General features: G+C 41.4%; 11 protein-coding genes. 5 read left to right on the forward strand and 6 right to left on the reverse strand.

The features are described 5' to 3' along the window. Window positions 1–13 precede the first annotated feature (13 nt). Window positions 14–697 (forward strand): hypothetical protein, encoded by a 684-nt coding sequence (locus AN213_RS07525; RefSeq protein ID WP_055198150.1) that lies wholly within the window; start codon window positions 14–16, stop codon window positions 695–697. Window positions 698–700: 3 nt separating this feature from the next. Here the strand turns inward: AN213_RS07525 and AN213_RS07530 are convergent, their stop codons facing one another. Next, on the reverse strand, window positions 701–1,399 hold the full coding sequence (locus AN213_RS07530; RefSeq protein ID WP_055198151.1) for a tRNA1(Val) (adenine(37)-N6)-methyltransferase: 699 nt from the start codon (window positions 1,397–1,399) through the stop codon (window positions 701–703). 76 nt (window positions 1,400–1,475) lie between these two features. Between AN213_RS07530 and srmB the strand changes: the two genes are divergently transcribed. Further along, window positions 1,476–2,708 carry an ATP-dependent RNA helicase SrmB gene (gene srmB, locus AN213_RS07535; RefSeq protein WP_055198154.1) on the forward strand — a complete coding sequence of 411 codons (1,233 nt, stop codon included), beginning with the start codon at window positions 1,476–1,478 and terminating at the stop codon, window positions 2,706–2,708. 222 nt (window positions 2,709–2,930) lie between these two features. Then, the gene (locus AN213_RS07540) at window positions 2,931–3,269 is read left to right on the forward strand and encodes a BON domain-containing protein (RefSeq protein ID WP_054560821.1); all 339 of its coding nucleotides are present in this window, start codon (window positions 2,931–2,933) and stop codon (window positions 3,267–3,269) included. A gap of 27 nt (window positions 3,270–3,296) precedes the next feature. Here the strand turns inward: AN213_RS07540 and AN213_RS07545 are convergent, their stop codons facing one another. Both AN213_RS07545 and radA read right to left on the reverse strand, forming a co-directional pair. Next, a complete protein-coding gene (locus AN213_RS07545) occupies window positions 3,297–4,229 on the reverse strand; it encodes a hypothetical protein (protein ID WP_055020968.1) in 933 nt (310 codons plus the stop codon). A gap of 50 nt (window positions 4,230–4,279) precedes the next feature. Continuing rightward, on the reverse strand, window positions 4,280–5,665 hold the full coding sequence (gene radA, locus AN213_RS07550; protein ID WP_054560823.1) for a DNA repair protein RadA: 1,386 nt from the start codon (window positions 5,663–5,665) through the stop codon (window positions 4,280–4,282). A gap of 353 nt (window positions 5,666–6,018) precedes the next feature. Here radA and AN213_RS07555 point away from each other — a divergent pair, with 353 nt between their 5' ends. Continuing rightward, window positions 6,019–8,499: a PilZ domain-containing protein gene (locus tag AN213_RS07555; protein WP_054560824.1), complete on the forward strand. Its 2,481-nt coding sequence runs from the start codon at window positions 6,019–6,021 to the stop codon at window positions 8,497–8,499. Here the strand turns inward: AN213_RS07555 and serB are convergent. Next, window positions 8,482–9,501, reverse strand: a complete 1,020-nt coding sequence (gene serB / locus AN213_RS07560; RefSeq protein ID WP_055020970.1) for a phosphoserine phosphatase SerB — start codon at window positions 9,499–9,501, stop codon at window positions 8,482–8,484. The genes AN213_RS07555 and serB overlap by 18 nt on opposite strands. Window positions 9,502–9,626: 125 nt before the next feature. Here serB and AN213_RS07565 point away from each other — a divergent pair, with 125 nt between their 5' ends. Then, window positions 9,627–10,247 (forward strand): AhpA/YtjB family protein, encoded by a 621-nt coding sequence (locus AN213_RS07565; RefSeq protein WP_054560826.1) that lies wholly within the window; start codon window positions 9,627–9,629, stop codon window positions 10,245–10,247. Here AN213_RS07565 and AN213_RS07570 read toward each other — a convergent pair. Together AN213_RS07570 and pdxH are read right to left on the reverse strand one after the other, a co-directional pair. After that, window positions 10,214–10,987, reverse strand: a complete 774-nt coding sequence (locus tag AN213_RS07570; protein WP_055020971.1) for a TatD family hydrolase — start codon at window positions 10,985–10,987, stop codon at window positions 10,214–10,216. The genes AN213_RS07565 and AN213_RS07570 overlap by 34 nt on opposite strands. Further along, window positions 10,988–11,626 carry a pyridoxamine 5'-phosphate oxidase gene (pdxH, locus tag AN213_RS07575; protein WP_055020972.1) on the reverse strand — a complete coding sequence of 213 codons (639 nt, stop codon included), beginning with the start codon at window positions 11,624–11,626 and terminating at the stop codon, window positions 10,988–10,990. Between the last annotated feature and the right edge of the window lie 67 nt (window positions 11,627–11,693).

Raw genomic sequence — 11,693 nt, forward strand, 5'->3', positions numbered from 1 at the left:
AAAAGGAATAACAATGAAAAGTGCGCTACCTATAATGATTGCCGCAAGTATTTTGCTAACTGGTTGTGATGAATTAGAAGTTGAAGAAACTCATAACTTTGGCGATGAAATGTATGAGAACAATTACACACTCGTAAATACCACTGATTTAGAAGTGGACTATTACATGGCAAACACTGACCTGTTTGGTGATGCTCAAGAAGTTAAAGACTCTCAATACTATGTTGACACGCTTGCATCGCAATCACTTCCCGTTGATGTAACACATGCTCACAATGAACGTAGCCGTATTTCATTTTATGTAGTCGGTCACAGCGACATAAGTAACTCAGCCACACAGATGTATCAGGTAGAGCAAAATCAACCTTATCATTTTGTGGCTTGGCAAAATGAAGAAAAGCTTCGTTTAACTCTAGTAAAAAAAGCTAATGATGATAAAGATGACTTTTTTGCTATACGTATTCTCGCAACTGAAAACCTTCGCTTAAAAATCGAAAATCAAATCGTCAATTTATATCAAAATCAATTAAGTTACTGGTACCACATTGATGACTGCGCTGATGATTTAAAAGTATCAAAGCTCAATGATGAAGATAAGCGAGTTTATGAACCTGTCTCAATCTGCAACGCATCATATGGGCAGTCATACACTTTACTTTTAAGTGAAGATGGCCTTGAAGCAAGCATTGCTGAATAACGATTACATCTTTAGGTAAAAAGCTTTACAGAGCTCTTTATAATCTTGGCTATAGCTGCCATCAGCTGCATGTATGGTTAACGATGATGTATCACATTCGCCGTTGTTTTGGCTGAGTAACAACAAGCTGCGACTTGGTTGTTTTTTCTCGGTTGTACGTACCAAGCAATGGCGATTTAAGTACCAGCCTGCCTGCTCAGCTACCGCAATGAATTGTTTTGCTTCTACGCAAGGCAAAATCACATTCAAAAGCGTTTTGCCGTGGCTAAGCCTAGTACACGCTTCTATCAATTCGCTGAAGCTAAGGCCGTCAGTATGGCGGGCAGTATTTCGAGCATCATTTTCACCTTTTAGGCTCGCATTAAAATACGGTGGGTTGGTGATGATCGCATCAAAAGGCTCTGCTGCGCTAAACGACTGTACAGCTCCTTCGAAAAGGTTTATATCAGGCCATGGGCTAGCCGCAAAGTTTTCTCGAGCATCATTACAGGCACCCGCGTCAATTTCTATGGCACTTACTTTTGCTTCAGGCGCTCTTTGTTTTGCCATTAGCGCCAACAGCCCTGTGCCTGTGCCAATATCTAAAATGCCCTTAGCACCACTCACATCAGCCCACGCCCCTAACAAAATACCGTCGGTCGACACTTTCATCGCAGTGCGTGTTTGCGTTACTGTAAATTGTTTAAACACAAAGCCTGACATTTTTTCACCTTTTCATTCACCACAGCCGCGTTAACGCGTATAATTAGGCTCAATTGTCCTCTATTTATGTCACTCTATGCAATTTTCTGAATTTGATATCGATAACAAGCTGTTAAATGCCATTAATAAAATGGGTTTTGATACGCCAACCAGTATTCAACAACAAGCGATCCCTGAAGCTCTTCAAGGTCGTGATATTTTGGCATCAGCCCCTACTGGTACGGGTAAAACAGCCGCGTTTTTGATCCCTGCAATTCAATACTTGCTTGATTTCCCACGTCGCGATCCTGGCTTTGCGCGCGTATTGATCATGACACCAACCCGTGAGCTTGCTTATCAAATTCATGAGCAATGTGAATTACTCGCCGCACAAACTCATCTTAAAATTGGGGTTGTAACAGGTGGTATAAACTACGGGACACACAGAGAAATTTTCGAAAGCAATAACGATATTCTCATTGCCACACCAGGGCGTTTAATGGAGTATCTCGAAACAGAGAACTTCCATGCTGAAAACGTTGAAATGCTTATTCTTGATGAAGCTGACCGCATGCTAGACATGGGCTTTCGTAAAGAAATGCTACGTATTTGTGATGAAGCACGTAACCGTCGCCAATGTTTCTTATTCTCAGCGACCCTTGAAGGTGACAGCGTTGAGTTATTTGCAGAGCGTATCTTAAACGACCCTGCACTGCTTGAAGCCGAATCTTCACGTAAAGAGAAAGGCAAAATCCACCAATGGGTTCACCTTGCGGATGACTACGACCATAAACTAAAAATGTTGGTTGAAACGTTAAATGGTGACGACATTCATAAAGCAATTGTGTTTGTTAAAACCCGTGAGCGCTTAGAGACATTAGTTGGTGAATTAAACAATGAAGGTCTTCGTGTAGCTTGGTTACGCGGCGAAATGCCACAAGACAAGCGCATGAAAGCCATGGAGAACTTTCACTCTGGTCGCAACAATATCTTAGTTGCAACGGATGTTGCTGCTCGTGGTATTGATGTTGCTGATATCAGCCATGTTATCAACTTTGATATGCCACGCACCGCAGACGTATACGTACACCGTATTGGACGTACTGGTCGTGCAGGTAAAAAAGGCATTGCGATTTCATTTATTGAAGCTCATGACGTGGCAATTGTTGGTAAGGTTGAGCGCTACATTGAGCAAAAACTTAAACGCCGAGTAATTAAAGGGCTTGAGCCACAGCACAAAGAAGCGAAGATCCCCTCTAAGAAGAAAAAAGATCCAGTAAAAATGAAGGCAAAGAAAAAAGCCAAAGCTAAAACGAAGAAGAAAAAGTAGTTTTAACTTTAACATCATAACTGTGAAAATGCCGAGCTTGCCTCGGCATTTTTGTACCCTACCCAATTTTACCTAACGAGTGTGTAATTAGTTCACACTTTATTACTCACCCATCCCGTCAAAAAAATAAAACCAATTAAAATCATAAACTTAAATATTGGAATAATAATTGTAACTGGTTCAGCAATAGTTCACAGCAGACTAGATTAACGAGGGAATTGTATGAGCCGCTTCAAATTAACCGTAGTACTTACATCATTAAGCTGTATTTTTTTACTTGCATGCGCAACGAACGTAAGCGCTAACACCAGCGTGCTAACAACTAGCACATCGGCTCAACCACGCCTACAGCAAATGGCTTTGCAGAAGTTAACTAGTAATCCGAACTTTCGAATTGAAAACCTACAAGTGATTGTTGAAGGTGAGACTGTTGAACTAAAAGGCATTGCAGAAACGGGCTTTCAACGTGCTTTAGCACAGAAGTTTTTAGAGCACAGCCAAGGTGTGATGCAGATAAAAAACAACCTTAAAGTGAGTAAGCTTAATCACACATCACTTTAAGGCTAGGTTTACAGGTGGGGCTTGAACTTATTCGCCACTTGCTTGTAGGTTGATAAATTTTGCAAGCTCTTCTGGTTGACCCATCAGCATTTGAATTTGCTGATTAATCTCCATCATAGTCTTACCTTCTGGTAATTTAGCTGACACAGAAAAAGACGATAAACCATTCACAAAGTTACTAATCGCTGTTGCAAGTTCTTCGCTTACTGGCACTTGCTGTAATTGCATAGCAACGACTTGCTTAAATTGCTCATGAGTCATGCCTTGCGCAGTTAAGAAGCTATCAACGACCGCTTTAAGCTCACCTTCATCAGCAATTGACATATTGATGCTACGTGGCTCTAACTGCGTGAGTGCTGCCATCATCTTTGATTGCTGTTGTAACTGCTGCTCTAAAGTAAGCTGACCATCAGCTGCTTCATTTTGCATCTGGCTCACAGCGAGTGATGCTTCCATCAGCGCTGTGGTTTTAGCTAAACCAAGATTAAAGTTAACGTCAGCCACCTCATTTGCAGTCACTTTAAGAGCAAAGTCGCTGTCGCCTGAAGCTTTATTATAATCAAGCGATGAGTCAACGTTATAGCTTGTTGATGCTAGCTTGTTATTAGAGTTTTCTGGCAGCTGTGTTAAAAACTCATCGCTAAAACGAAAGTTTTTCATAACAAAGCCAGTGTGAGGCGGCACCGCATCTACTTCGTAACCCGACACATCAATGCTATCGATTGTTGCAACAGGCTCATTGCTTATGCTATTAGAAACAGTGATATCAGATAACTGCATGCTGCTATCAAAAATACTGGCTGAGATATCGCTGTATTTAATTTCTACACCGCTTTGGATTGATAGAGCACTAATTTGCTTATCAACTACCTTTTTCACTTCCTGTGTAGCTGCGTAATTAGCGTAAGCTACGCCACCGACAGCTGCAGCAACAACCGCTGCAATAATTAACTTCTTCATTTTATTTCCTTTAATTGGTGTAAATTTTTTATCAGTGTATCAAATTGTATTTAGTTTATTAACGACAATAGCTCATGCACGGTTTTCACTGGGGTGATCTTCGCACCAAGGCCTTCCATTGATTTATGGTAATTACGATATGGAATAAAGATCTCAGTAAAACCGTGTTGCGCAGCTTCTTTAACTCTAGGTACGCCGCTGTCGATTGGTCTTACATCACCATTTAAACTTAGCTCGCCCATAATACAAGTGGTACGTGGCACCACAAATTCGTTCAAGCTGCTTAATAACGCAGCCACCAGCGCTAAATCAATACAAGTCTCTGACTCATCGATTTTTAAACCACCAACAATATTAAAAAAGGTGTCGTGAAAGATTTTTGTTTTTGTATGCTTACGTAAAATGCCCGTCAGCATCTTGATGCGGTTCATATTTAGACCAACACATACTCTCTGCGGGAATTCAGCTTCGGTTTCTGTGGTTAAACATTGAATTTCAAGTAGTAAGTTGCGGTTACCTTTACGGATACAAGTGATAGCAGAGCCCGGAGATTCAGTACTAGAACCAGATAAAAAGATTTCACTTGGGTTATCAACGCTCAACATTCCGCGCTCACACATTCTAAAAATGCCCACAGTGTCGATATCGCCAAAGCGGTTTTTATTAGCACGCAGTGTTCTGACTTGGCCATCGTTAGTATCGATATGTAATAAAGCATCAACTATGTGCACGAGTGTTTGCGGCCCAGCAATTTCGTTATTTTTGTTTACATGAGCAATGATGAACATAGTGACATCATTTTGCTTACAGTATTGTGTTAGTGCCTGAGCTGCACTTTTTACCTGTGAGGGTGAACCAGGGCTACCATTTGCCGTTTCTGTTACCACGGCCTGAATTGAGTCAATCACCGCGAACTTAATTTTGTTTTTATCAAGTTCTTCAATAATGGCTTCAACACTGGTTTCAGACAGCAAGTAAAGCTCGTCTTCGTTGTAATCTAAACGTAAGCGATTAACACGGTTTTTAAACTGCGATAAAGACTCTTCAGCTGTACAGTATAAAGAGGGCATAAGCTTTGACATACGTGCGACTAAATCTGACAGCAAGGTGGTTTTACCGGCACCAGGGTCGCCAGAAATAATGTTAACAGAGCCTGTGGTTACGCCACCACTTAGTACTCTGTCTAGCTCACCTATTTCCGTGAGGCGTTTTTCGGCCTCAGTGGTCGCAACTTCATTGATTTTCTTTGAGCCACCGCTAGCGATACCGGCATAGCCTGCCACTGCCGCACGGCTTGCCGCTTGCTTCGATTGCCCCGCTGAAGGCTTAAATTCTGCCAGCGTATTCCACGCTCCACACTTACACTGACCTTGCCAGCGTTGATAGTTCATGCCGCACTCAGTGCAGACAAATTCGATTTTTGCTGATTTTGCCATTCGGCCTTACCTATTTTGGTCGCTGTTTTGTGACTATTTCTGTATTTTCAAGCATATAATAGCTAAAGTAAAACATATGACTCAGGTAATTAAACTAGAGTCACTTTTGTAGTCACAAAAGATAATATGCTGTAACTTGCCCCATGAAAAACGCTTAATCATGCTAAGTGCTTAATTAAGAAATGGTTAAGGGCACAGTTTTTGCTTACAAATAAAACTTTACAGTGCTTGCCATTTAATTGGCGAATACATATAACAATAACTAATAAAATAAAAAACTAGTTACACTGCTTTGGCTTTCAATAGCCCGCTAGTATACCTACTTTTTTAGATAGACGGTGATGGTTTTATAAATGGCTGAAGACATACTGCTTAAATATGAAAGCCTAGTTGAAGAACTAAAGGCACATTTAGGCACTCCCCAGTTCGACAAACTGTTTAAATCAAAGACAGCTAGCTTAACTAAGCCAGAGCAGTTTCTGATCAAAATGGAAATGTCGCGCTTATCTCAGCCTGTAGCACGCTTTATTGATTTACGTGGCCAGGTAACCGGCCAAGTGAAACCCTACGAATATGATGGTAAGCAACACTTTATGGACGATACCGCCATTGAAGTGTTTGAAGATGCTATAAAGCGCCACGGTGGTTACACCCTTGCCGTTTACGAAGCGGTAATGAATACCGAAAACAATCACCGCGTAATGCAAAAAAAAGCCGCTGAACAAGCTTTAACTGACGATAGTACCACGACAGAGCAGTCTGCTAAGGTCATTAAGTTTGCATCCTATGAAAGTCGCCGCGAAGAGCGGATGAACTACTCAATTAAAATTACCGTTGAACTAGATAAAGACAATAAGGTTGCAGCAACTACCTCGGACATCTCTTTAAGTGGCGCAAAAATCAAGTTAGCACCACGGTATAAAGTTAAAAAAGGCCAATTAATTGGTCTGCGCTTAGTTGGCCTAGAGCAAGATTTTGAACTGGGCTTAAAAAACGGAATTCAATACGAAGTGGTTGCGGTAGAAAAAGTATCCCGTGAATACAACCATGTACGCTTAAAGCGCACCTTTATTGAAAATAATGATAAGTTTGATGAGTTCTTAGAAAGCTTTATTCACGGTAATAAACGTCGCTATAAAGTGAACTTAGACAATACCTTAGATGCGGTTGTATCGAAAGGCTACGAGCAATACTACATTCCACGTGTTACCTCGCTTTATACTTTTTTGAGCTTACAAGGCGACAAGCTTTATCCTAGCCTTGCGTTAACCACAGAAAATAACATTTTTATTCAGCGCTATTTTTGTGATGAGCGTAAGTTGTCATGCTTATATAGCATTATAAATCAGCAACGTTTAGGTCACTTGCTCAGTTCACCAGATGCGGTAAAAGAAGAATACCTGTACACCTTCACTCATACCGTTGCTGGCAAAATTTATTACTACTCAGCTACACGAACTGAGCTTGATAGCCAACCACAACTGAGAGATTTATTTTTCGGCTTTGGTAGCCAAAAAGACAGTTGGCAATGCTTTAAGCTTCAGTTGATGCCAAGCCATCCGGAAGATTCGTATATTCCGCTGTCGCTACCAAGCAGTGCTGGTAAAAACATCGAAAAACTAAATAAGCCACCGACACCACGGGTGCAGGGGTTGATTAAAGATGTTAAATATCTACTGATTTTGACCTCGGTGGGTACTAAGTTTGAACAACAAACATACCAACAGCTTGATTATAATAAAGATGCGGTAAACCAACTTAAACAGTTTGGTCACAGTAAGCATAAAACGCCTCCTCATTTAGAGCCTGTGGCGCTTGAGTATGTGAACCTTCGTGCTCATAAACGCTATTTATACAAAACAGCTATCAGCATTGAACATCATGAGCAAACAATTACAGGCCATACTCGTGATTTGTCTGTGATGGGCTTGCAAATTGAATGCGACCAACCGGTTGAGTTCAAAAAAGGCGATATCATCAAACTAAACTTGCCTGATTTGCAAAAAATTACCAAAAAGCACGATTTAACAAATCTGGCTTATGAAGTAATGGCTATAAGTAAATCACTGACAACAGTAAATTTAAAAGTGCATAAAGTTGGTGACTTACCGCATATGGCGATTAAGTTTTTCACCGTATTAATCGATAACAACAAAGACAAATTACGTGTTTGTGAAGAAACCCCTAAAATTCCGGGGCTATCAACTGCACTCAGAAATATGGTGACCAAAAGCGTATGCCAATTCCCGTTTTATTTACATAAAGAAGCTGCCCACTTTAAAGCTGGCGCTATTGGCCAAGGCTTATATCCAAGCCCTCTTCATGTACTACTACAAAATTTTGCGTTATTGAACGAAACAACCAGCATCGACGGATTCTTATCAACGGATCAAATTACAGAAGTGATCACCCCGTTGATCAAAGACCGTAGTCGCCAAGATCCACCTCTGCCATTTACCCTATTTGTTCGCTTTGATCCGCGCCAAGCCGAAATAAGCGATGCAATTACCAGCCGCTGTATTAGTGAAGATGATTACAAACCACAAACTTTGTTTGTGAAAAAAGCGCTGAAAAACGATTTAGTCTTTGTATTTCGTTTATATGTATCACGAACTGGTCGCCCTGATATTGATTACTTAGCGAATGAACTCAAATATATTAGTCAGTACGCATTACATAAAGCAAAAGACTTAGAAGAAGCACTATGGGCAGTAGCTGGTGTGGGTGATTTAATTGATATAACCGAAGAAGCGCTTACCCATTTTGATATTGACCAAAGGCTGATCAATGAAATGAGCAAACGCAAAGCGACTTGGTTAAAGCGAGTAATCTAACGGTAGAGAGAGTAAGTAAGCAACTTGCAGTAATGAGCCTTCATTAATTGCAGTTTGTGCTTGCTCAACTACTTTAGGTTTACCATGCACAGCAACACCAAGCCCTGCCGCAGCCATCATTTTCAAATCGTTCGCACCATCACCCATAGCAACAGTTTGGCGGTTGTTTAATGTAAGCTTTTGTTCGATTCGTTTAAGTACACGAGCTTTTTCCTCAGCATCAACAATCGTGCCTATGACCTTGCCTGTTAAACAGTTATCTTTAAATTCAAGGGTATTGGCATGCACTTCATCTAAATCAAGCAGTGACTGTACTTGCTCAGCAAATGGCACAAAACCACCTGATGCTATTGCTAAATGCCAGTTATGCGCTTTTAGGTATTGGCATAATTCACTCACGCCCGGCATTAGCGGTAAACGCGCTTTTAAGCCATCAATTAAGTCTACATCGATACCTTCAAGCTTAGCGACACGTTGCTTTAAGCTTTGTGCAAAATCCAGCTGACCGGCCATTGCTTGTGCGGTTACAGCGGCAACTTCGTCATAAACATCGGCAAGGCGCGCTATTTCGTCGATGCACTCGATAGTAATGGCTGTTGAGTCCATATCCATCAGCAATAAACCTGGTTCATTCACTGTTGGTGGATTTGTTAATTGCACCAGTTGAATACCCAATTGCTTAGCAAACTCAACTAATACCAAAGGGCTTAGTGCTGTTGTTGTATCGCTATGAAAGCTCCACGCTACTGGCATGTCTGAGATTGGCTGATAACAACAAAGCGATAAATTGCTAAACCCTTGCGCTGCTAAAAAATCGCTAATAGCAAGTAATTGCTCAGCATTAAGCTCATTACCAAAGGCAACACTGAACACGCCTTGATTTGCTTTTGGCGTAAAGTCTGTTGTAATAAGGTGTTTGTTTTCAATTTTATACCAGCAATTTAGGCTGATTTGTTCTGCTAGATTTGCTGAAGGTGTAGCAGCTAAGCTAAGCTGTGACATAGTGGCTCCACATTAGACTTATGTCTGTCCTTGGTCGTGCATTTGGCACTCGCACTCAAGGGGCTGTTAAAGTTATCATGTTGTACCATCAAATTTAAAAGCTGTCAGTAACGTATACGGTGACTATGAAAAATAACCAACTTAAAATTCCCTTTTCAGCCACTTATCGCCAACGTGTTGTGCGCTTGAGCTTGGCTGCAGCCTGTTTTGTGCTGTTAAGTTGGGTTGCCATGAATAGTAGCTTTCAAAGCCACCAATTACTTTATGATAGTGCTGACAGCACCGCGATAAGCTTAACCAAGTTTATGGCACTAAATGCAAAAACCCCACTGCAAGAAAAAAACAAACCAGAGTTAAATGCTTTGTGTAATCATATTGCTGAAGATGAGTATGTTTTAGCGGCAACGATTTACGATCAACAAGGTATTCAAATTGCGGCCAGCGATAATTGGCAAAGTCACCACACTTTTGGTTTATTACCTGATTCAACGCCGGGTATCAGCAAACTTAAAACCCCATTTGTAGAGCCGGTGATAAGTGATGATGAAAGGCCAATTGGCTTTGTGTCGATTACCTATTTAACGCAGGCTTCTATTGCAACCAGCCACAGTAGTTTTCATGATTTAGGTCGCCAAGTGTTATTAATGTTAGTGATCACCTGTATTTTTACTTGGCAGCTAGGGCGCGGCTTAAAACACTGGCAAATCAACCGTTACATCAAAAAAAGTGCAGAGCAAGAATCATAAAGTTTAGCAGCCAATTTCTGCTTTGTATCGCCTGTAACGCCTTTAAGCTCACATAAATGAGCAAATACATCACGCACCTTAAGTGGTGTATTAATCTGCCCTTGAAAACCAGCTAGCGGCATTGATGGCGAGTCGGTTTCAAGCACTAAATACTGCGGTTCAATTGTGCTTATAACTTTACGAGTTTTAGCAGCGCGCGGGTAACTAATCACGCCACCAACACCAAGCTTAAACCCTTGTTTAATATAACTATGAGCTTGTTGCTCTGAACCTGAAAAGGCATGAATAACACCTCCATACTTTGGCTTGCAGCGCTTAAATGAGCGAGCAATTAAGTCATGGCTTTGTCTGTGATGTACAATCAGTGGTAAAGCGAGTTGGTTGGCAAGCTCTATCTGCCCTTCAAAAAGCTGCGTTTGTTTATCGAGGTTGTCGATACTGCGATCAAGTCCGCACTCACCGATGGCAATAAACTGCCCAGTATGGGTTTTCGCTAATTGCTCTAGTTCAGCGAGGTGATGAGCTTGGTGGTCAGATAAAAAATAAGGATGTAAGCCTAAAGCAACTGAAATACTTGGCTCTGATTTAGCAAAAGAGAATAGTTTTGTAGATTGTGCCAAGCTCACACCCGGCACAATAAAATGCTCGATCCCTACTTGCTTGCATGCCTTGATGAGCTCTGTGCGAGTCTCATCAAATTCGCTAAAATCAAGGTGGCAGTGGGAATCGATAAAACGCATTTACGGATTTAAACGACCAAACTGCCAACTACCGTCGGCTTGGCGTTGATACATAAAGCGGTCGTGTAAGCGGTGTGCTCCGCCTTGCCAAAATTCGATTTTAGTAGGCTCAACACAGTAGCCTCCCCAAAAATCAGGCAATGGAATTTCACCCTCTGAAAACTTTTGCTTCATTTTCGCAAATGTTTCCATTAGTACCTTACGCGATGACACAGGACGACTTTGCTGAGATGCCCATGCAGCTAACTGGCTTTCTTTAGGACGCGATAAAAAGTACTTAGCCACAGCAGTTGTTGGTAAAGGTTTAGCTTCACCATAGACAATGACTTGTCGCTCCATGTGGTGCCACGGAAAGTGGAGAGAAATTTTGTTATTACCTTTAAGCTCCTGCGCTTTGCGCGAGCCGGTATTGGTAAAAAACACAAAGCCATTTTCATCAAGATGCTTTAACAGCACAATACGCTGTGAAGGCTGACCATGTTCATCAACCGTTGCGACGACCATCGCCGTAGGATCAGGCAGATTAGTGGCAACAGCTTGCTCAAGCCATTTTTCAAACTGCTTGATTGGAGACGCATCAAGCATGTCTTCAGATAAACCATCCTGTAAATATTCACGGCGAATATCTTCAAGTTTCATAAAATTCCCTCTATCGCTACTATCAGCTATCAGCTATCAGCTATCAGCTATCAGCTATCAGCTATCA

Source organism: Pseudoalteromonas sp. P1-8, assembly GCF_001399985.1.
Lineage (GTDB): Bacteria > Pseudomonadota > Gammaproteobacteria > Enterobacterales > Alteromonadaceae > Pseudoalteromonas.

Coding starts and splice junctions, on each gene's coding strand:
- AN213_RS07525 (WP_055198150.1), top strand. CDS start 14: ATGAAAAGTGCGCTACCTATAATGATTGCCGCAAGTATTTTGCTAACT.
- AN213_RS07530 (WP_055198151.1), bottom strand. CDS start 1,399: ATGTCAGGCTTTGTGTTTAAACAATTTACAGTAACGCAAACACGCACT.
- srmB (WP_055198154.1), top strand. CDS start 1,476: ATGCAATTTTCTGAATTTGATATCGATAACAAGCTGTTAAATGCCATT.
- AN213_RS07540 (WP_054560821.1), top strand. CDS start 2,931: ATGAGCCGCTTCAAATTAACCGTAGTACTTACATCATTAAGCTGTATT.
- AN213_RS07545 (WP_055020968.1), bottom strand. CDS start 4,229: ATGAAGAAGTTAATTATTGCAGCGGTTGTTGCTGCAGCTGTCGGTGGC.
- radA (WP_054560823.1), bottom strand. CDS start 5,665: ATGGCAAAATCAGCAAAAATCGAATTTGTCTGCACTGAGTGCGGCATG.
- AN213_RS07555 (WP_054560824.1), top strand. CDS start 6,019: ATGGCTGAAGACATACTGCTTAAATATGAAAGCCTAGTTGAAGAACTA.
- serB (WP_055020970.1), bottom strand. CDS start 9,501: ATGTCACAGCTTAGCTTAGCTGCTACACCTTCAGCAAATCTAGCAGAA.
- AN213_RS07565 (WP_054560826.1), top strand. CDS start 9,627: ATGAAAAATAACCAACTTAAAATTCCCTTTTCAGCCACTTATCGCCAA.
- AN213_RS07570 (WP_055020971.1), bottom strand. CDS start 10,987: ATGCGTTTTATCGATTCCCACTGCCACCTTGATTTTAGCGAATTTGAT.
- pdxH (WP_055020972.1), bottom strand. CDS start 11,626: ATGAAACTTGAAGATATTCGCCGTGAATATTTACAGGATGGTTTATCT.